12 protein-coding genes and 1 pseudogene are annotated in these 20,322 nt (G+C 64.1%); 4 read left to right on the top strand and 9 right to left on the bottom strand.

Annotated elements, in window-relative coordinates; translation table 11 throughout:
- Positions 1-5: 5 nt before the first annotated feature.
- Positions 6-527 (bottom strand): group III truncated hemoglobin, encoded by a 522-nt coding sequence (locus P3T43_RS09195; protein WP_429280723.1) that lies wholly within the window; start codon positions 525-527, stop codon positions 6-8.
- Between the two features lie 243 nt (positions 528-770).
- On the opposite strand from P3T43_RS09195, the gene P3T43_RS09190 reads away from it, so the two are divergent.
- Together P3T43_RS09190 and clpB are read left to right on the top strand one after the other, a co-directional pair.
- Positions 771-1,271, top strand: a complete 501-nt coding sequence (locus tag P3T43_RS09190; protein WP_429280722.1) for an Rrf2 family transcriptional regulator — start codon at positions 771-773, stop codon at positions 1,269-1,271.
- Between the two features lie 120 nt (positions 1,272-1,391).
- Positions 1,392-3,989: an ATP-dependent chaperone ClpB gene (clpB, locus tag P3T43_RS09185; RefSeq protein WP_429280721.1), complete on the top strand. Its 2,598-nt coding sequence runs from the start codon at positions 1,392-1,394 to the stop codon at positions 3,987-3,989.
- A 243-nt stretch (positions 3,990-4,232) separates the two neighbouring features.
- Here clpB and P3T43_RS09180 read toward each other — a convergent pair whose 3' ends face one another.
- From P3T43_RS09180 to P3T43_RS09165, 4 genes and pseudogenes are all read right to left on the bottom strand, one after another.
- Entirely contained in the window at positions 4,233-4,733 is a 501-nt protein-coding gene (locus P3T43_RS09180; protein WP_429280720.1) for a YidB family protein, read from the bottom strand.
- A 131-nt stretch (positions 4,734-4,864) separates the two neighbouring features.
- Complete coding sequence (locus P3T43_RS09175; protein ID WP_429280719.1) at positions 4,865-5,485, bottom strand: ComEA family DNA-binding protein; 621 nt, start codon at positions 5,483-5,485, stop codon at positions 4,865-4,867.
- Positions 5,486-5,659: 174 nt separating this feature from the next.
- Positions 5,660-8,033: pseudogene (gene pbpC, locus P3T43_RS09170) on the bottom strand (penicillin-binding protein 1C).
- Positions 8,030-14,176, bottom strand: coding sequence for an MG2 domain-containing protein (locus P3T43_RS09165; protein ID WP_429280718.1), 6,147 nt, complete (start codon positions 14,174-14,176; stop codon positions 8,030-8,032). Before P3T43_RS09165 ends, pbpC begins: the two are co-directional and overlap by 4 nt.
- Before the next feature lie 155 nt (positions 14,177-14,331).
- On the opposite strand from P3T43_RS09165, the gene P3T43_RS09160 reads away from it, so the two are divergent.
- Positions 14,332-14,790: a MerR family transcriptional regulator gene (locus P3T43_RS09160; protein ID WP_429280717.1), complete on the top strand. Its 459-nt coding sequence runs from the start codon at positions 14,332-14,334 to the stop codon at positions 14,788-14,790.
- Complete coding sequence (locus P3T43_RS09155; RefSeq protein ID WP_429280716.1) at positions 14,742-15,164, top strand: carboxymuconolactone decarboxylase family protein; 423 nt, start codon at positions 14,742-14,744, stop codon at positions 15,162-15,164. Before P3T43_RS09160 ends, P3T43_RS09155 begins: the two co-directional genes overlap by 49 nt.
- A 149-nt stretch (positions 15,165-15,313) precedes the next feature.
- Here P3T43_RS09155 and P3T43_RS09150 read toward each other — a convergent pair whose 3' ends face one another.
- From P3T43_RS09150 to P3T43_RS09135, 4 genes are all read right to left on the bottom strand, one after another.
- The gene (locus P3T43_RS09150; protein WP_429280715.1) at positions 15,314-16,693 is read right to left on the bottom strand and encodes an MATE family efflux transporter; all 1,380 of its coding nucleotides are present in this window, start codon (positions 16,691-16,693) and stop codon (positions 15,314-15,316) included.
- A 2-nt stretch (positions 16,694-16,695) separates the two neighbouring features.
- Positions 16,696-18,468, bottom strand: a complete 1,773-nt coding sequence (locus tag P3T43_RS09145) for an ArnT family glycosyltransferase (RefSeq protein ID WP_429280714.1) — start codon at positions 18,466-18,468, stop codon at positions 16,696-16,698.
- A gap of 283 nt (positions 18,469-18,751) precedes the next feature.
- Complete coding sequence (locus P3T43_RS09140; RefSeq protein WP_299635513.1) at positions 18,752-19,015, bottom strand: type B 50S ribosomal protein L31; 264 nt, start codon at positions 19,013-19,015, stop codon at positions 18,752-18,754.
- Positions 19,016-19,179: 164 nt separating this feature from the next.
- Positions 19,180-20,031, bottom strand: a complete 852-nt coding sequence (locus P3T43_RS09135; RefSeq protein WP_429280713.1) for a M90 family metallopeptidase — start codon at positions 20,029-20,031, stop codon at positions 19,180-19,182.
- Between the last annotated feature and the right edge of the window lie 291 nt (positions 20,032-20,322).

Here is a 20,322-nt window from a genome sequence, read left to right as displayed (position 1 = left end):
CTCCGTCAGGGCTCGCTCGGGCGCCCGATGATCTTTGCCGGAAACGGCTCGCCGCGCGGTTCGTCACGCTCACGCCTCGAGGGTGCGATACGGTCGAGCAAATCCTGCTGCTCGGCGGGAATCGTGTAATCCCATCCAAAGCGGCTCAACTGCAGGCTTTGCGCGATGCGCAATGCCGGTTCCATGAAACGGATCGCCGCCGCCGGTTCGTAGCGCGATTCCACCGTGTCGAGAAACAGGTAGAGCCAGTGGCTGAAATGACGAGGCTCGATGCCCGGCAGCGGCTGATGCGCCTGCTGCACATTGCCGCGATACTGTTTCGCGCCGAGCACCAGACTTGCCCAGAACGTGCACATCTTCGGCAGGTGTTCGTCCCAGCGTCCGGCGAGCGTCTGCTCGAAGACAGGACCGAGGATCGCGTCGGCGCGCACACGGTCGTAGAACGCGTAGACCAGCTCGCGGATGTTGGCTTCAGTGGCTTCGGCGTGTCGCGGTACGGCCGGCACGGGAGGAAATAGGGGATTCATACGGTGACCCAAAACAAACACAAAGGCGGCAAAGGTGGCGCGAACGAGTTCAGCACAACAGCGTCACACAGAAAAATACCGCTGCTCGCAGACGATACCATTCAAAATGGCAGCCATTCAGCGAACAGTCCTGCATAACATGCGCGATGCCCGCATGTTATTGCGAAGAGGCTGCGCCGACAACCCTCGCGCCGCTACGGTCTTTCAGAGGATCGCCGCCGCCACTCATCATGACCCGCGCTTATGAGACTGACTGATTACACGGATTATTCATTACGCGTCCTGCTGTACCTCGCGGTCCGCGACGAGGGCCTGGCGACGATCCAGGATATCTCGGACGCCTACGGAATCTCGAAGAATCATCTGATGAAGGTGGTGCAGCGGCTCGGTGAACTGGGCTGGGTGGAGACGGTACGCGGTCGTAACGGCGGCCTGCGGCTGTTCCCGCACTCGGGCTCGTTGACCGTCGGCGAGGTGGTGCGCGCGACCGAAAGCGACTTCGCGCTCGTCGGCTGTTTCCCGGATGGCGTGGGCAGTCATCGCGATTGCGTGATCCAGCCGCAATGCCGGTTAAAGGGTGCGCTGGAAAAGGCGCGCGACGCGTTTCTGGCGGAGCTGGACGGTCATACGATCGGTGAACTGGCCGAGCCTGCGGAGCCGCTGGCGATGTTGCTCGGCATGCGGCAGGTCATTCCTATCGCATTGGCGACGGCGGGAGGCGGCGACGCGGCGGCGGTCGATTGAGCAGGAGAAAGCGGTGGTACGCGGCAATTGTTAAATACTTGCTCCCGCGGGCAAAAAAACGCTTGAAACCCGCAGAAAACGCCTCATTTTGGTGATATTCGAAAATTGGAGGTCTCTTAGATGAGAGTCGACAAGCTCACCACTAAATTTCAGGAAGCGTTGGCGGATGCGCAGAGTCTGGCCGTCGGCCACGACAATCAATACATCGAACCGCTCCACCTGCTGGTCGCGCTGATCGCGCAGCAGGACGGGTCGGCTCGCTCGCTGCTGTCGCGCGCCGGCGTGCATGTGCAGGCGCTGCAAACGGCCCTGAACGACGCGCTGACGCGTCTGCCGCAGGTTCGGGGGACGGACGGCAACGTCCAGATCGGCCGCGAACTGACCGGCCTGCTGAACCAGGCCGACAAGGAAGCCCAGAAGCTCAACGACACGTTTATCGCGAGCGAGATGTTCCTGCTCGCGGTGGCCGACGACAAGGGCGAGGCCGGGCGTCTCGCGCGCCAGCATGGCCTGTCGCGCAAGTCGCTCGAAGCGGCCATCGCGGCGGTGCGTGGCGGCTCGCAAGTGCATAGCCAGGACGCCGAAAGCCAGCGTGAAGCGCTCAAGAAATACACCGTCGACCTGACCGAGCGCGCGCGCGCCGGCAAGCTCGACCCGGTGATTGGCCGCGACGACGAAATCCGCCGCTCGATCCAGATCCTGCAGCGCCGCACCAAGAATAATCCGGTGCTGATCGGCGAGCCGGGCGTCGGCAAGACGGCCATCGTCGAAGGACTCGCGCAGCGTATCGTCAACGGCGAAGTACCGGAGACACTCAAGGGCAAGCGGGTGCTCTCGCTCGATATGGCGGCGCTGCTGGCCGGCGCCAAGTATCGCGGCGAATTCGAGGAGCGCCTGAAAGCCGTGCTGAACGATATCGCCAAGGACGAAGGTCAGACCATCGTCTTTATCGATGAAATCCATACCATGGTCGGCGCGGGCAAGGCCGAAGGGGCAATGGATGCGGGCAACATGCTGAAGCCGGCGCTGTCGCGCGGCGAGCTGCATTGCGTCGGTGCGACCACGCTCGACGAATATCGTAAGTACATCGAAAAGGACGCGGCGCTCGAACGCCGTTTCCAGAAAGTGCTGGTGGACGAGCCGTCGGTCGAGGCGACCATCGCCATTTTGCGCGGCCTGCAGGAGAAGTACGAACTGCATCACGGCGTGGACATCACCGACCCGGCCATCGTCGCGGCGGCGGAACTGTCGCATCGCTATATCACGGACCGTTTCCTGCCGGACAAGGCCATCGACCTGATCGACGAAGCCGCTTCGAAGATCAAGATGGAAATTGATTCGAAGCCCGAAGAAATGGACCGGCTCGATCGTCGTCTGATCCAGTTGAAGATCGAACGCGAAGCCGTCAAGAAGGAAAAGGACGAAGCGTCGCAGAAGCGCCTGCAATTGATCGAGGAAGAAATCGAACGGCTCGACCGCGACTATTCGGACCTCGAAGAAATCTGGACCGCGGAAAAGGCGGCGGTGCAGGGCAGTGCGCAACTGAAGGAAGAGATCGAGAAGACCCGTGCGGAAATCACGCGGCTGCAACGCGAAGGCAAGCTCGAGAAGGTGGCTGAGTTGCAATATGGCAAGCTGCCGGGACTCGAGGCGCAACTGAAGGAAGTGACCCAGGCCGAAGCAAAGGAGCAGAACAATCCGACCCGTCCTCGTCTGTTGCGCACTCAGGTGGGCGCGGAGGAAATTGCCGAAGTGGTGTCGCGTGCCACCGGCATTCCGGTTTCGCGCATGATGCAGGGCGAGCGCGAAAAGCTGCTGCAGATCGAAGCCAAACTGCATGACCGCGTGGTCGGTCAGGACGAAGCGATTACCGCGGTCGCCGATGCCATTCGCCGTTCGCGTGCAGGCTTGTCCGATCCGAACCGTCCGTATGGCTCGTTCCTGTTCCTCGGCCCGACCGGCGTGGGCAAGACCGAGCTGTGCAAGGCGTTGGCGTCGTTCCTGTTCGATTCGGAAGATCATCTGATCCGTATCGACATGAGCGAGTTCATGGAGAAGCACAGCGTCGCGCGGCTGATCGGCGCGCCGCCGGGCTACGTCGGCTATGAGGAAGGCGGTTACCTGACCGAGGCGGTACGTCGCAAGCCGTACAGCGTGATCCTGCTCGACGAAATCGAGAAGGCTCACCCGGACGTGTTCAACGTGCTGCTGCAGGTGCTCGACGACGGCCGCATGACCGATGGCCAGGGGCGCACCGTGGACTTCAAGAACACGGTGATCGTGATGACGTCGAACCTCGGTTCGCAGGTGATCCAGTCCATGGTGGACGAGCCGCAGGACGCGATCAAGGATGCGGTGTGGGAAGAGGTGAAGCTGCATTTCCGCCCTGAATTCCTCAACCGGATCGACGACGTCGTGGTGTTCCATGCGCTCGATCGCTCGAACATCCAGTCGATCGCGAAGATCCAGTTGCAACGGCTGCATGAACGGCTCGCGAAGCTCGACATGCAACTGGTCGTCTCGGACGAGGCTTTGGACCTGATCGGCAAGGTGGGCTACGATCCGCTGTTTGGCGCGCGGCCTTTGAAGCGCGCGATCCAGCAGGAGATCGAGAATCCGGTCGCGAAGCTGATTCTGGCCGGCAAGTTCGGTCCGAAGGATGTGATTCCGGTCGAGGTGGAAGACGGCAAACTGGTGTTCGACCGGGTAGTGCATTAAGCGGTTTGGCGGGTATCGCCAGGCAATGCTGCGTTGTGCCGGTTCGCGCCGGTTCGTGCCGGGCGAGGGCGGATGACGAGAGCGTCTAAGCCTCGCAGCATGCGGCACACGGTGACGTGATCTGTACGGCGGCGAAGATCGCACCTCCTGATGGGCGAAAGCAAAAGGGCAACAAATTTCGATTCGTTGCCCTTTTTATTTGTCGCGACGCATTGATCGCGCCGTGCGTGCTGCGTCGACGCGTTAAGCGTCGCGTTTGCCGAACAGCGACTCCAGACCGCCGAGTGCGCCTAGCACGCTCGTTGCATTCAACTGGCCTTCTGCCGGGACTTCACCCGTGGGCGTCGCCGCGTTGACGACGTGCGGCAGGACCTGCGACAGCAGTCCGGCGATCTGATCGGGCTGCACGCCAGCCTTGGCCGCGAGATCGTTGACGGTATCCGAGCCGAGCACGCTATGCAGCGTATCTGCCGAGACCGGCTGATTCTCACCGTTGCTGACCCACGAACTGATGATGTCGCCCGCGCCCTTGTCCTTGAACTGCTGGATCAGGCCATTCAGGCCGCCCGGCTGATTGTTGACGAATTCGAGCGCGGTGCTGATAAGGGCTTGCTGGCCGCCGCCTGCGGGCGACTGGCCGAGCAAGGAACCGAGTGTGTCGAGTAGGCTCATGACGGTCTCTCTTGAATGCCAGCGCGTGGTACTGACGCTGGCGGGTGAAAACGCCGCGCGGTTGCGCGGCACCGGATGGATAGGTAGCAGGGCGTCGGCGTTAGCGTGTGCGCCCAGTTGAACGACCTCAGTGCACTACGTTCACGATTCCCTGACGATGTTCAGGTGAGCGAAGCTGCGGCAGCCGATTTACCCGACGACGTTCAGGTGCCCGAAGCTGCGGCCGCCGAGGCAGCCTTGCTCTTCTTTGCCTTCTTCGATTTCGCGGCCTTGCCGTCAGAGGCCGCAGCCGGTGCGCTTGCCACTGCGGCGGCAGGCGCGGAGGCAGCGGCTGCTGCGGAAGCGGCCGCCTTGGTTTTTTTCTTCGACTTCGCCGCTTGACCGGCCGATGCCGCAACCGGCGCACTCGCGGTAGCGGTCGCCGGTGCTGTAGCCGGTGCCGCTGTCGGTGTTGCGGCCGTCGTGGCGGCGGGGGCCTTTGCCGCCGGTGTGCTCGTGCTGGTCGTACTGGACGTGCCGGACTTGGCAGCGGCCTTGGTGCCGCTCGGCGCAGCGGATGAGCCGTTGATCGTGAGGCCCGCGGCTTCGAGATTGGTTACCGACTTCGTACCGATGCCCTTGACGCGGGCCGCGAGATCGTCCGCGTCCTTGAACGGTCCATTCTTGGTGCGTTCGTCGATGATCGCTTTCGCGTGTACCGGGCCGATGCCCTTGACGGTTTCGAGCGTGGCCTGATCGGCAGAATTGACTTCCACCGCGGCGGCGAAGGTGGCTGACAGCGACAGGGCCAAGGCAACGCACAGCATCAGCAGCTTCTTCAGCATGGCAAGCACTCCATTGAGGGCAAAAAAGTTAGCCGGGAACGGACGACGCGTTCAGTCAGCACACGCTGCGCTTAAGCATAGGACAATTCGCGCGCCCTTTTTATGAAAGCCGATGATTTATACCGATCGATTTCTGACAAGTAAATCATCGTGAAGATTATTTAAACCTTTTGCCTATTTCGTAGACCTTTGTGATGCGATCGGTGTCGCAAGGGTGCTTGTGCCTGCACCTGCACCTGTACCTGTGCCCGTGCCCGTGCCCGTGCCGGACGTGCGCACTGCCGCGCCGCGCACTTCGAAGCGCACGGAATCGGCGACACTGCCGTCGGCATCGACGAGTTCCAGCAGATGATGGCCAGGCCATGGCAGCCACGGCACACGCGAGGCACGCCCGAGCGTCTTGCCGTCGAGACGCCATGTGCTTTGTGTCGACGCACCGCTCGCGCGCTGGAACGAAATACGCTGGCGCGCTGCGGGAATATCGGGGTCGAGCGCGAAGATGGTGCCGTCGGTGGGCGCGCCGATATGCGCTGCGCCGCGCGTCGAGACGCGCTGGACGGCGGCGTCGGCATTCGCTGCGAGCGCGACGACCGGCGTTTGCATGCCGCGCAGGAACCAGTCGTCACGGGCGGGTTCGACGCCATTGTCAAACGTGACGCGCGTTTGCATCACACCCGGTGGTGCGGCGGGCGGCGTGCTGGGCAAACGCCGATGCAGATAGCCGACGATCGCGGCCCACACTGGCGCCGCACCGCTCACGCCGGACACGTCCCACATCGGCGTGCCGTCCGCATTGCCGACCCACACGCCCACCGTATAGCGCGAGGTAAAGCCGATCGTCCAGTTATCGCGCATGTCCTTGCTGGTGCCCGTTTTGACCGCGGAGTAGAAGCGCGTGGCGAGCGGGCTATCGAAGCCGAAGGTGCGGGTGCGCGCATTGTTGTCGGAGAGCACGGTGGCGATGATGAAACTCGCGTCGGCGCTGAACACGCGCTGGGTCGTCGTCGCTGCGGTGTCGCCTGGCGCGGGCGGGCGGCGCGGCAGATCGACCGTGGCGCCGGTCACGCCGCCGTTCGCCAGGGCCCGGTAGGCGTTGGTCAGGGCGAGCAGAGTGACGTCCGCGCTGCCGAGCGCGAGGCTGTAACCGTAGTAATCGCCGCTTTGCGTGAGCGGCAGACCCAGCGCGGTGAGTGTTTTCGCAAAGCGATGCGGCGTCACCATCACCAGCGTGCGCACCGCCGGCACGTTCAGCGATGAGCCGAGCGCCGTGCGGACGCTGACCCAGCCCTTGAAGTCCTTGTCGTAGTTCTGCGGGATATACAGGCCGCCGCCGGCCGCGAGATCGAGCGGTGCGTCGTCGAGCAAAGAGGTCGTGGTGAGCCGCCGTTCGTCGATGGCCTGCGCGTACAAAAACGGCTTGAGCGTCGAGCCGGCCTGACGCAGTGCGAGCACCGCGTCGACGTCGCGCGCGCCGGATAGCGCACCCGACGAGCCGACCCACGCGCGCACCTCGCCGCTGGCGTTATCGAGCACCACCACGGCGCCGTCCTGCACGTTACGCGGATGCGCGCGCGCGTTCAGTTCGAGCAGGGTGCGCGTGAGGGTGTCGCGTGCGAAACGTTGCAGGTTCGCGTCGAGGGTCGACCTCACGCGCGCGCCGGCGAGCGGATGCACCTCGGCTGCGACGCGCCGTGCGAAATGCGGCGCGAGACGAGCGTCGTCGGGGGGGGGGGGAAAGCGTGGCGGGCGCGGGACGCGCGAAGGCCAGTTGCACGAAACCGGCGAGGTTCGCGCATTGAGCGGCCGCCTGCATGTCGCGCAGGATCCGGCAGGCGCGTTCGCTGACTTTCGCGTAGGGGCCGTTGGGTGCGCGGATCAACGCGGCGGCCACCGCCGCCTCACGTTCGTCGAGCCCGGAGGGCGCCTTGCCGAACAGCGTCATCGAGAGCGCCGCGAGGCCGATCGTTTCGCCGCGAAACGGCGCCAGATTCAGATAGGCTTCGAGAATCTGGTCCTTGCGCCAGCTACGTTCGAGCCGTAATGCGCTGACGGCCTGGCCGGCCTTCTGCGCGATCGAACGTTGTCCTGAACGTTGCGGGTCGTCGTCGAGCAGGCCGGTCAACTGCATGGTCACGGTCGAGGCGCCGCGCGTGCGGGTATTCCACAGATTGGCCCAGGCGGCCCCCGCTGCGCCGCGCCAGTCGACGCCGCTGTGTTCGTAGAAGCGTTTGTCCTCGGAAACGACGATGGCCTCGCGAAACGCCGGCGAGACGTCGGCGAGCGCGACCCAGTCGCCGCGCCGCTCGCTGTGATCGATACGCGTGCGTTGGACGGTCTCGCCGTCGCGCGCCAGCAGCACCCAGTCGGAGCTGTGCCAGCGGGCGTGCACCTCGTCGAAAGTGGGGAGCGCGAAGACGCTATGCGAGAGGCCAAACAGGCTGAAGCAAACGGCGATGCGGGCAAGCGGGCGCGATACTCGCCACACCACGTTGCGCCGCCCGCCGCGCTTTGGTTTGCCTGCACGCCAGCCTGTTTCAGACGTGTTCATTTCGACGCCGCGGAAACCGTGCCGGCTGCGGGCGCCACCACCACCGGCGAATTCGGCAACGCACCGAACGTCGCGGGTGCGTAGAGCGCTTCGACCCGCGTCGGCGGCAGACCAAACGTGCCGACGTTGTTGAGCCGCACCGTGTACTCGATCGAAAATTTGCCCTTCGGCAAGTAATCGTAGTACGCCCGATAACCGTCGAAACCGCGTTCGATAAACGCCGGCCACGCGGCACGACCACTGCCGTCGCCCGAATCGCCGCTGTTTTCACCTTGCGTTGCCGCTTCGGAATCGCGACCCAGACCTGAACCGAGAATGGTCGCGCCCGCCGGCACCGGATCGTTCACGACCACCCAGGTCATGTCGGTCTGTGCATCGATGTCCAGATGCACCCGCACCACGTCGCCGCGCGTATAGACACCTTTCACAGCCGGGTCGAGCGGGGTGAGGGTTTTGGTGATGCGGTAGCCCGCCGCGAATGGCGTTTTCAACGGCACGGCGGCGAGGCTTTCGATCGTCGCCCACGGTTTGCCGGTGCCGTCGTGCGTCAGCGTGAGCGGCGCTGCGGTGCCCTGATTCGCAGGGGGCCACGGCAGAAGCTGGCTGCGGGTGTCGCGGGTTTGCGTGGCGGGCGTGGCGGAACTCGCTGCAGGCGCGGCAGCCTGATTCCACGAGATCGTCTGGTCGAACGCGCCGAGTTGCAGCCGGGTCTGGCCGGTGACGGGCGTGCTCTCGAACACCTGCGAGAAGCGCTGGATTGCGAACGAGCCCCACACGTTAGCGGTAGTGGTTTGCCAGGCGCCATTGCGTTGCAGCGCCAGCAGGCCGCCGACGAGACGCGGCATCTCGTCCTTCCACGTGGGCGAGTCGACAAACATCAATGCGGTGCGTGCCGCGTTGTCCTCGGTACTGGTCATCAGCCACCACAGATCGTCGTCGGCCGCGGTGGAGAACGTGAGGCGCGTGCCCTGATAGGTGAGCCGAGCCCGCAGGATCTGTTCGAGCTGGGCGCGCTTGTCGTCACGCTGCGGGATCTCCGGCACGCGCGACAGGATCGCGTAGTAGTCGAGCAGCGCCGAAGTCGGCCATTGGTTCGGCGCAATCTCGATCGAGCCGAGCATGCGCGCCTGTGCCATCCCGAAGCGTGACAGCGCTTCGAGCGCTTCCAGCTTGCGTAGGTCGAGGTCCTTGCGCGGCGCCCAGGTGTCGCGCTGGAGTTTGCCTTCGACGAAACTCACCAGACCCGCTTCGAGCTTGCCGCGCACGTCGTCGGGGAGCGCGAAACGCGGATCGAGTTTCGCTGCTTCGTCGCTCGCCGCGAGCAGATAGGCGGTGAGCGTCGGGCTGCCCTGGCTGCGGCTGTCGTCGGCGGGCGGGAAGTAGTTCGCGAGGCCGTCGCCGTCGAGATAGACCGGCATCTTTGCCACCACCGCCTGCCATTGCGCCGGGTCGCGCAGACCGATGGCGCGCGAGGTCTGCTGTTCGAGGCAGTTGTACGGATAACGTTTGAACCAGCGACGTACGCCCGGCATGCCGTCGGCGAGCTTCGCCTGCAACGACACCGCGATGCCGCCGCGCGGCACACCGGCCTGCGTCGTGCTCGCGTCCGGCGGTGCGGCGACCGGCAGCGACAGCGTGCCGTCGACCTGCGCCAGCGTCGCTTGCTGGACGGTGAGCGGTACGGCGGCGCTCACGTGCTGGGCGATCTTCAGCGCATCGCTCGCGTGCGGTCCGCCTTGCTCGACGGCGGCCACCGTCCACGTGAGCGCGCCCGAGGGCGTGTCGGCGAGGTCGTTGGGCGTCGTCACGGTCCATGCAAGTTCGCGCGCCGAGTCGGCGGCGAGATCCACGCTTTGCGGGGCTAACCTGAGCCCCGGCACGTTGGGTGTGACGACCACTTTCATCGCGCGTGCAGTGGTATTGCGCAGCGTGAACTGCGCGCGGAACACGTCGCCTTCGCGCACCAGCGGCGGCAAACCGAAGATCAGTTGCAGATCCTGCGTACTGCGAATCGAGGTGCTGCCAGTGCCGAAGGTGCCCGGGCCGACCGCGGCGATCGCGACGATCCGGAAGCTCGTCAGGGCGTCGTTGAGCGGCACGTCGAGCGCGGCTTCGCCGTTGGCGTCGAGCGTGACGCGCGGATTCCAGAGCAACAGCGTGTCGAACAGTTCGCGCGTCGAGCTGTGGCCGCCGCCACCGCCTGCCGGCACGGCTTTGCGTCCGAAGTGACGGCGCCCGACGATCTCCATTTGCGCGGTCGAAGTTTCGACGCCATAGGCGCGCCGCTGCAGCATCGCGTCGAGCACGTCCCAGCTCTGGTTCGGCATCAGTTCGAGCAGGGCTTCGTCGACGGCGGCCACGGCGATCTGCGTGCCGGCCGGCGCGGGCTTGCCGCCCGGCATCTGCACGTGCAGCCTGATGTGTGCCTTGCCGCGCACGGTGTAGGACTTCGCATCCGGTGTGACGGTCACGGCGAGCTTGTGCGCCGCCGTGCCCACCTTGATTTCGGCCATGCCATAGCGGAACGCCGGCTTCGACAGGTCGACGAGCGGCGTCGGCGCTTCGTATTGACGCCCCTCGTACCAGAACGCGCGGGCCCACTCGAGCGGGGCCTTCCAGCCCCACGTGAAAAACGAATACCAGGGCACTTCGTGGATGCGGCCGCGCAACGCCAGCACCGACACATACACGTTCGGCCCCCACGCTTCATTCACTTTCAGCTCGACGGTCGGGTCCTTGCCGTCCAGTTGGACCACGTGGGTTTCGAGGATGCCCTCGCGTTCCACTGCCACCAGCGCGGTGGCGAAGCGAAACGGCATGCGCACCTGGAAGCGCGCGGTCTCGCCGGGCTCGTATGCGGTCTTCTCGGGCAGAACGTCGATGCGGTCGGTGTTCTCGCCGCCGAACCACAACCCGTCTTCGCGCGTCACCCATACCGAACTGCTCGCGCTCGACACGTTGCCGTCGCCGTCTTTGGCGGTGACCACGAGATCGATGTTGCCCGCGTCGCGCAGCTTCGCATCGCAGGTCATGAGGCCGTGGTCGTCGCTCTTGCCGCTGCATAGCGAGCCGAGGTCACGGCTTTCGGTGTGGTTGTCGTAGGCATAGAAACCGCCGACCATGCGCTTGCGCGAACTGGTCGTGATGCGCGCGAAGCCGTGCACGTCGAGCGCCACACCCGCGCGCGGCTTGCCTTGCAGATCGAGCGCGAGCGCCTTGACCGGCACCGTGTTGCCGACCGACACCCATTGCCCCGATTTGATGCCCGCGACGACCGCGGCCGGCCACAGCGTGGCGCCGCCGGAAAGCGTCTGCACCTCGCCGTTCGGATCGGCGAAGGTGGCTTCGAGCGCGAGGCGTTTGGGCGCGTCGACGTGGGGCAGATTCTTGAGCGTCAAGGCGCCGGAGCCGTTGCGATCGAGCGTGACTGCCTGCTTGTCGGCGATCAGTTTGGCGCCGTCGTCGGCGGGTTGCTGCGCGTCGCTGTCATCCTCGTCCGAGGCGAAGGTGTCGTCGCCGGTGTGCGGCGTGTAGGGCGTGAAACTGAAATCGGGGAAGCTGTCGGTAAAGCTGGGCGAGGTGTTTTTGAGCAAGGCCGATACCTGCACCGGCAGATTCGATGCCGCGCCCCCCGACACATAGTCGATCTGCAGGGCAAGCGGTGCCGCATTCGCGGCGACCAGCGGATGGGCTTTTTCGTCCCGCACGGCAATCGTGCCTTTGAATACCGGCAAGCGGAATTCCTCGACGCGGAAGCTGCCCGATTCATAGCTCATGGATGGCGCGGCGCTGTTATCGCTGTCGCCGGACGCGTCGCTATCGTCGCTGGAGCTGTTGGAACCGTTGGAGCCGTTGGCGTCGTCGCTTCCGCTGCCGTTCGCCGCGCCGGAGGACGCGGTTGCGTTCGGGTCGCCATCATCGAGCGTGACACTGTATTCGCCCAGCTTCGCGGCGACCGGAATCGTGAGGGTCGAATCGGCGCTGTGGTCGGCCGCCCATTTGAGCGGCAGATGATAAGTCTGGCCGCTGCCGACATGACGAATCGTCACCCGGGTCGGATACTTCTGCGGATAAGCGAAGCCGTGCAGCGTTTCGACCCGCATCAGATGCTTCATCGAAACCGTCTCGCCGGCGCGTAGCAAGGTCCGGTCGAACACGGTATGCGCGCGCACCGTCTGCTCGATGCTGGTGTCGGTGGGCACATTGAAGCGCCAGGACTCGATGCCACGGTTCCAGTCCGAGCGCACGAAGGCCATGTCGGGGCCGGTCTTCGGATCGTCGACACGCGCCGAGACGAAGAAGCCTTCGAAGCTGCCGTCGCCGCATGGCTTGACCGGCGAGAGCGGCTTGCCGATGGCCAGCACGCCGTGTGCGTCGGTCGTGCCTTCGGCGAGCGGGGCGCCGTTGCAGTCGCTGACCTGGATGGCGGCGTTCGGTACCGGCTGGCCCCGGTCGAGCGAGGTCACCCACACCACGCTGTTTTCCCGCCCTTGCTTGAAGTGCACGCCCAGGTTGGTGACGAGCACCGCCGTGCGCACGTACATGGGCGCGTGCTTGCTGAGCAGCGATGCGCCAAGCGCGGGTGAAGCCAGTTCGATCACATAGAAGCCGGGCTTCGTCACGGGCACGCCGACCACTTCGAATGGCCGCAGCGCCTTCGGGTCCTCCTTCGGCAAGGCGAGGGTTTCGACGCCGCGCTGTCCGGCGAGTAGCGACAGCGAGCGGATGTCGATTTCAGGGTCCTTCTTGCTGCTGTCATCGTCGCCGGAATCGGCTGGGGCACGCGGCACGTATACCGGATTCTTCGAGCGCGCGAGCAGTCCGGGCATCAGCGAGTCGATGCTCGAGCGATTCATCGAATAGCCGTCGAACCGGTCGACCAGACGCATCCAGTTGCGGATATCGGTGTCCGCATCGACACGCAGCGTGGTGAATTGCGCGCTGCCGGCATTGAGCCCGGCCACATGCAGGTCCGCTTCGACGTTGCGCAACGTCACCGGCACGAGCGCGGGCATGTCCGGTTCCGCAAACCGCTCGACGATGCCGAACGTGCCCGACGAGAATTTGGCCAGCGGCGGCATCGGCGCCGTGTGGGTCTTGAGCGGGAACAGGTCGGTGTTGGTCAGCGCGCGGCCACTGACGTCGTGCAGATTCGCAGGAATGTCGATCGTGAGTTCCGCGTGCTCGGGCAGCGGTGCGGCAAATTCGACCGTGGATGTTTCGGAATCCTTGTCATCCGGTTTGAAGAATGGCGAGATCGTGCCGCCGGGACCTTTCAGTGTGAGTTTTTCGGCGTCGGCCCGGCTGATGGGCGCGTTGAAGCGCACCTGCACCGGCCGCAGCGGCGTACACGGCGCCTTGGCGTTCTCGCGCTCGCACGAGAAGCTGGCAGCGAAGGGCTCGCGCACGGTGTAGTCGAAGCGCCGCTCGACGTCGTTGGTAAGGCCGCTCGGACTTGCCACTCCGGCGCCGTAAACCAGTTGCATTTTGGTGGCCGAAGGCAGCGTCTGCTGACACTGAAGCGTCAGGACGCGCGCCGCCATTTTTTGCAGGCGGAAGTGCTTGAGGAGCGCTGCGCGCGCAGCAGCATCGAGATTTTTGACAGGAATGCGATTGCCGAGACCGCTCGATTCGCACCAGACATGCTCATGCACCGATGCTTCCGTGGCCGGCCCGTTCAACTGCAGGACGAACGCCTGGTCTTCTTCGATCTCGCCACTGTCCGGACGAACCTCCTGGACGAATGGGCCGCCCGTTTGAAACGCATAGCGGTGCGGACCGGTGATGGCGTGGCCGGCGAACGACTTCAACCCGTCGTTGAGATCGACCGTGCAACTGACGCCCGGCGGCAAGTCCGCAGCGAAGTCCCATGCCCAGGTCTTGTCATCGACCCAATGTGCCTCGCCGGTACTCGCGGCCGCGTCGTTGCAATGCACCTGTGCGGGAGCCGGCGCGGTGGGTGAACCGAAGGCGATCATTGCTTCGTCGAACTTGACGACCACCTGGCGAACCTGCGTCACCTTGCCTTGCGGTGTGACGCGCGTGATGCGTGCTGCATCGGCGTGCCACGAAGCGGTTGCCAGTAGAGCGAGCGCCGCTATCGTTGCCCCTATCCACGTTCGTCTGAGGGTGTCGCTTCGCATCGATCGGGCTCCTGTTCGCGCACAGAGTGCTGGCGATTCTACCGGACGATCATCAGTATCCCAAAGCGTGTCAAGTGTCAGAAGATCCTGAGTGGCAATGACATTGCAAGCCGCTTGACTTAGAGTGCACTCGAAGTCCTAACCTGAGTTCCGTCATGTCAAAAGCACTCACCATCGGTCAGGTCGCTGCTACCACGGGCGTCTCTAAGCACACGCTGCGCTACTACGAACAGGCAGGCCTGATTCGGGCCGTCGGCCGCACGCAGGCCGGTCATCGCCTGTATGCCCCCGCCGATCTCGACTGGCTGCAGTTCGTGATGCGTCTGAAGGCGACTGGCATGCCGATCGCCGGGATGCAGGCGTTCGCCGCGTTGCGCGCGAAAGGACAGTCCACGATCGGCGCACGACGCGACCTGCTGGCAACGCATCGCGATGCGGTGCTCGCGCAGATCGCGGAGTTGCAGACTAACCTCGCGGCGATCGTCGACAAGATCGCCTATTACGAGGCGGCTGAGTGCACGGTGACACGACCGGTCGACCCCCCTCAATCAGACAAGGACTCACCATGGAACACGCACACGACGAGCGCTACACGCGGGGCTGGAACAAGCTGAAGGAGATCGACGGAGCCACCGGCGAACGAGTGATTGCCGCACTCGCACCGATCGCGCCGGACTTCGGGCGGCTGTTGATCGAGTTCGGCTTCGGAGATATCTACAGCCGGCCGCAACTCGATCTGCGTGCGCGAGAGATTGCGACGATTGCTTCTCTGGCGACGCTCGGTTGCGCGCAACCTCAACTGAAGGTGCATATCGAAGCCGCGCTGAATGTGGGTTGCACGCGTGACGAAATCGTCGAGGTGTTCATGCAGATGGCGCTCTACGCGGGATTTCCAGCCGCGCTGAATGCGCTGTTTGCCGCGCGCGAGGTGTTCGGGCTGCGGGATGAACAGGAGGGCTGCGCAGACGCGCTGAGCGAGGTGGTTTGATGACGTTGCGCAGAGGTGAGCCGGGAAGTTTGATGACGTTGCGTAGAGGAGCAGTGACATTTAAGAAGTCTTCGCCGTCGCTTAAAACGCAACTAACGGTCAATTTCTTCGGCTCCCTCCGGCAACAGCGGGCCAACCCGACCGATGCGTTACGCAGGCTTATCCCTCTGCGCTTCAAAACCCGCCTGCAGATACCGCCGGCTAACCGAGCGCAAGTAGATCAACAAGCCGGAACCGGCAATCGCGAGACTCGCCACATTGGCGACCCAGAACCCGCGAGCGCCGGTCAACCAGACCGGGATGGCGCCGCCGATATCGAAACCGAGCAGATACCCGCCGCCCAGCCCGACGCCCCACAGCGCGACGGCATAGATCACCGTAGGCACGACGGCCACCTTGTAAGCGCGCAGCATGAAAGCGGCGGTCACCTGCAGCGAGTCGAACACGTGATAGAACACCACGATCAGAACCAGCGGCATGGCGGCAGCCGCGACCTGGGCGTTCGGCGTGTAGCCTTCGATGATGAGCGGCCGCAGCACGAGTACGATCAGGCCATAGCAGCAGGCAATCGACACTGCCATTAGCATGCCGTGCCGCGACAGCGTGCGCGCCGCTTCGTGGCGATGCGCGCCGAGCGCTTGCGCCACGAGGGTGGAGCTGGCAATGCCAATCGACAGCGGCGTCATATACAGCACGGCGCCGATGTTGCCGGCAATCTGATGCCCGGCGAGCGTCGTGGTGCCGAAGCGCGCAATGAACAGCGCCATGAAGGTGTACGACGTGACTTCGATCAGATACGAGAGTCCCATCGGAATACCGAGGCGCAACTGCGCCACCTGACGGCGCCACACAGGCCAGCAGAAGCGCGAGAAGATCGCGAATGGCCGGAACACGTCGAGCCTCGCCATCAACAGCATGCCGACGATGGCCAGTGTCCAGTTGATCAGGGTACTGGCGAGCGCGCAGCCCGGGCCGCCCAGCGACGGCACGCCCAGACCGCCGAAGATGAACCAGCGGTTGAGTGGAAACTTGAGCAGGAGCGCGCCGACCTGCAGGATCATCACCAGCCGTGGCTGGCCGACCGCGTTGGTCAGCGAACTGTAGATGCGAAACGTCAGGCCGGCCGGCAAGCCGAACGCGAGTATCTGCAGATAGGCCACGGTGCGTTCGTGCAAGGCCGCCGGGATCCTGGCAAGACGGAGGATCGGTTCGGGGAAATACAGGACCAGGAAACCGGCGGTCATCAACGCCAGCGCAAGCCAGAACGACTGACGCACTTCCTCGCCGATCTCACGATAGTGCCGCCCGCCGTAGAGTTGGCCGGCAATCGGCTGAAGGGCGGTGAGAATGCCGGTCAGGCCGATGTAGACCGAGATGTAGATCGACGAGCCGAGGCCGAGCGCCGCCAGGTCGATGGCGGAGTAGCGTCCCACCATCGCCGTGTCGATCACGCCGAAGGCGATGATCGCCAACTGCCCGATCAATACCGGCCAGGCGAGCGCGGCGATTTTCCGCACGTCAGCAAACATGATCAGTCCGTGCTGGCGGGAGCGGCTTGCTTCGGACGCCAGGCGCGGTGTCTGGCGGGTGGCTTTGGACGGTCGATGCGCACATACAGGCGGAAGCGCTCGTCACGGTCGGCGACGCGGCGGCCTTCCCACACCAGCTTCCAGACGAAGTTCGACATCGAACTCGGTTCGCCGTAATCCTGCGTGTCCTGGCGCAGGATGACATCGCAGTCCTGATCGAACGCAAAATGCATGTGGCCGAAATAGGCAAACGTCGCGATCTGCGCATTGCCGAGGCGCACCGGCGAAATGCAGCTGTAGTCGTCCGGCAGATGGCTTGCGATCTGTTCGGCTACGTCCTTGTAAGTCCGGCTGTAGTTGATGATGGGCAGCCACAGCGTCATCACGAGCACCCACATCAGCGTCGTCCCGGCGCTGGACAGCACCACGCTGCGCCACAGGACTTTCGGATGGCGCGCGAGGCGCCAGCGAACCAGCACGAACCAGCACACCGTCACCGCAACCGCGCAGATGAACGACAGCATCTTGAACTGCGGCACGAATCCCGGCGCGTAGCGGGCCATGTTGCGGGCGAGCGGCGCGGGGAAACCGGTGAGACCGGCGATCCAGAATAGCCAGACGGTGCTGCCGAGGATCGTAAAGCTGAGGAGCGCGAACCAGTCGATGGCGTTGATGGTGCCGCGATTCAGCGTAGGCAGCGCGAAGGCGGCGAGCACCGCGAGCGCCGGCAGCAACAGCATGAAGAGCAGGTTGGTTTGATGGCTCTGCAGCACCACGAGGATCAGCAACGGGGTGATCACCGAAAGCGGAATCGCCACGTGCGGAGCGCGGCGCAACCCGGACCAGCTGAACCACGACCAGATCGCCAGCGGCCATGCGGGCCACGTAAAGAGCGGCAGATTTTTCAGCGCATAGCGGGCCACCGAGCCGGGCGGTCCGGCAAACGCGTTGATGCTGGTGCTCACCCACTGGTTGAGGTACCAGACGGCGTCGTCAGGATAGGCGGATAGCGCGGCAACCGGCCACGACAACGACACCACCAGTGCGACCGGCAAGCCCGCCAGCAGCAGCCAGCGCGTGCGCGCGGCCGGCACGACGATGGTCATGACGAGCGTGCCGAGCAGCAACGCCGCCACCAGCACGGGATTGCTCGCGAGCGCCACCAGCCCGAGCGCGAAGCCCCAGAGCAACGCGCCTTGCACGGGCTTGTCGATCATTCGCACAAGGCCGTAAAGAAGCATCGCAATGCAGACAAACTGCACGAGCTGCGGCGTGGTTTCGTGACCGCGCTCGGCGAGACCGAAGCAGGCGAGCAGAATCAGCAGCGCGCCGTCAGCGAGTGTGCGGCCGTAGTCGCGCGGTTCGGGCTCGCCGCCGAATGCGTATTTGAACGGCTGGACCTCGGGACGGCGGCCCAGCAGATAGGCGGTGTACCAGACGAATGCGCAGGCGCCGCAAAACAGCAAACCCGTAAAAACGCGCGAGGCGTTGCTGGCGTCGACCCAGGGCGCCAGCGCACGGATCGAACTGGCGCCGAGCCAGTAGCCGAGCGGGCCGTTGTCGGTCAGGTATTTGCCGACCAGGTTCGGAAACAGCCAGTCGTGCGCATTGCCCTTGGCCATGGTCCACATGACGCCGAAGCCGGCTGCATCCTCGTTCTTCCACGGATCGCGGCCGAACAGGCCGAACGAGGCGTAGACGATACTGATGGCCAGCAACAGCCAGCGCGGCAGGGCGCTGGTAGCGGAGGCAGTGAGGCGAACGACGGATCTCATGCGGATATGTTGATCTCGGATAAACGCTTCGGCCAGCGCCGGGCAGGGTGCCCGGCAGCACGGCCGATTCGCAGCATCCGGCATTGTAGACGTGGCGCACAGCGCGCGTCACGGTCAGTAACGGCCCGCAACGTTGCGCACCGGCCTGTAACGAGTCGCGCAGGGTGCGGATGCGAACTTGGGAGAGCACCGGCTCCAGGAGACAAAAAAGGGCAGCTTACGCTGCCCTTTTTTGCTGATGCCTGAATACGCGTCCGGCTTGCAGCCGATGACGAGGCAGATATTACTTGACTGCCTTGCCCGTAGCGCGCGTGCCGAACTTCTTGTTGAACTTCTCGACGCGGCCTGCCGTATCCATGATCTTTTGTTGACCGGTGTAGAACGGATGCGATTCCGACGACACTTCGATCTTGGCGAGCGGGTAGGTCTTGCCTTCGAACTCGCCCGTTTCGCGGGTCTGGATGGTCGAACGGGTCACGAACTTGAAGTCGATCGACATGTCGATGAACAGCACTTCGCGGTAATTGGGGTGAATGCCTTCTTTCATGGTCTTTCCTATAGTCTGGCGGTAGCCAACCCGCGTGCAGCCGCCAAAGCGGAAGCATTTTGGCGCGAGCCACTTGCCTAAGGTCGAAAAACGGCGATTATGCCAGAAAATCAGTCGGTTGACGACTTTCGCGGCGGTTTTTTCAATCCCGGTCGGCCGCTTTGCTAAAGGGCCGGGCCGGTCGAGGGTGCTCCGGGCAACGCGCCGGTCCGCGCCGGATCTTGCCGGTAGTAACGGGCGAGCAGCCGGTATAGCTCGGGGTATTCGGCTTCGAACGCATGCGGCTGGACAAACAGCGCCTCGCTGCAAACGGCAAAAAATTCCGATGGATGGTCCGCCGCATAAGGATCGATCAGCGATTCCCGCTCGAAACGCGCCCAACGGCGCTCCGGCACGGCATCGACCCGGGCGCAGAAGTGATCGTAGGCGTGGTCGAACACTTCGGCCCAGGTGGTGGCGTCGAGTGGGGCGTGCCAGCGACGAAACAGCGGTGGATGGCCGTCGGCTTCGCCGTTCAACATGTCGATCTTGTGCGCGAATTCGTGGATCACGACGTTATAGGCGTCCGCTCCGTCCGTCATCTGTGCGTCTTCCCACGACAGCACCACCGGGCCGCCTTCCCAGGCCTCGCCGCTGGCGTCGTGCTCGACTTCGTGGACCACACCGTCTTCGTCCTCGACGGTCTTGCGGATCACGAATTCGCCCGGGTAGACAATCACGCCGACCCAGCCGCGATAGAGGTCGAGGCCGAGATTGAGGACCGGCAGACAGGCCTGGGCTGCGATCGCGACAGTCATCGCGTCGGTCAGCTCCAGTTCGTGCGCGGCCGAAAACTCCTTCTGCGCGATGAAGAGGCTGGTCAGTTCGCGCAGTCGAACGAGGTCCGCGGGTTCCAGGTGCTTGAAGAAGGGTAGTCCGGCGAGCGTTGCTTGCCAGAGCGGATCGTCAATCGGATGGTTGCGCAGCGCCCGCTCGCGGCGGCGCGCGTCGAACCAGTGGGTGAGTTTCGTTAGCATCGTTCAGTCGGTTTGCTTTTTCTCGCGCGGAAAATGCCGGGATGTACGGCTGTGTCAATCACGTAATGAAGCCGGTGAGCGAAGGGGGGGGAGGCAATCGCCATCGTCCCTTGTCGCATGAGGTTTTTGAACCGGTAGCCGTGTCTGAATTCTGCGATAGCGAAGATTCTAAACGTCAGATTGGTGGCTGGCAGCACGATAAACAGTAGACAGCGGCGCGCAACGAGGCAAGGGCAACGGCAAGGGCAAGGGCAAGGGCAAGGGCAAGGGCAAGGGCAAGGGCAAGGGCAA

It is taken from the genome of Paraburkholderia sp. GAS41, assembly GCF_050436545.1.
Lineage (GTDB): Bacteria > Pseudomonadota > Gammaproteobacteria > Burkholderiales > Burkholderiaceae > Paraburkholderia.
This window is presented reverse-complemented; position numbering and strand designations above follow the sequence as displayed.

Coding starts and splice junctions, on each gene's coding strand:
- P3T43_RS09155 (WP_429280716.1), top strand. CDS start 14,742: ATGGAACACGCACACGACGAGCGCTACACGCGGGGCTGGAACAAGCTG.
- P3T43_RS09175 (WP_429280719.1), bottom strand. CDS start 5,485: ATGCTGAAGAAGCTGCTGATGCTGTGCGTTGCCTTGGCCCTGTCGCTG.
- P3T43_RS09145 (WP_429280714.1), bottom strand. CDS start 18,468: ATGAGATCCGTCGTTCGCCTCACTGCCTCCGCTACCAGCGCCCTGCCG.
- P3T43_RS09190 (WP_429280722.1), top strand. CDS start 771: ATGAGACTGACTGATTACACGGATTATTCATTACGCGTCCTGCTGTAC.
- P3T43_RS09195 (WP_429280723.1), bottom strand. CDS start 527: ATGAATCCCCTATTTCCTCCCGTGCCGGCCGTACCGCGACACGCCGAA.
- P3T43_RS09150 (WP_429280715.1), bottom strand. CDS start 16,693: ATGTTTGCTGACGTGCGGAAAATCGCCGCGCTCGCCTGGCCGGTATTG.
- clpB (WP_429280721.1), top strand. CDS start 1,392: ATGAGAGTCGACAAGCTCACCACTAAATTTCAGGAAGCGTTGGCGGAT.
- P3T43_RS09135 (WP_429280713.1), bottom strand. CDS start 20,031: ATGCTAACGAAACTCACCCACTGGTTCGACGCGCGCCGCCGCGAGCGG.
- P3T43_RS09165 (WP_429280718.1), bottom strand. CDS start 14,176: ATGCGAAGCGACACCCTCAGACGAACGTGGATAGGGGCAACGATAGCG.
- P3T43_RS09160 (WP_429280717.1), top strand. CDS start 14,332: ATGTCAAAAGCACTCACCATCGGTCAGGTCGCTGCTACCACGGGCGTC.
- P3T43_RS09140 (WP_299635513.1), bottom strand. CDS start 19,015: ATGAAAGAAGGCATTCACCCCAATTACCGCGAAGTGCTGTTCATCGAC.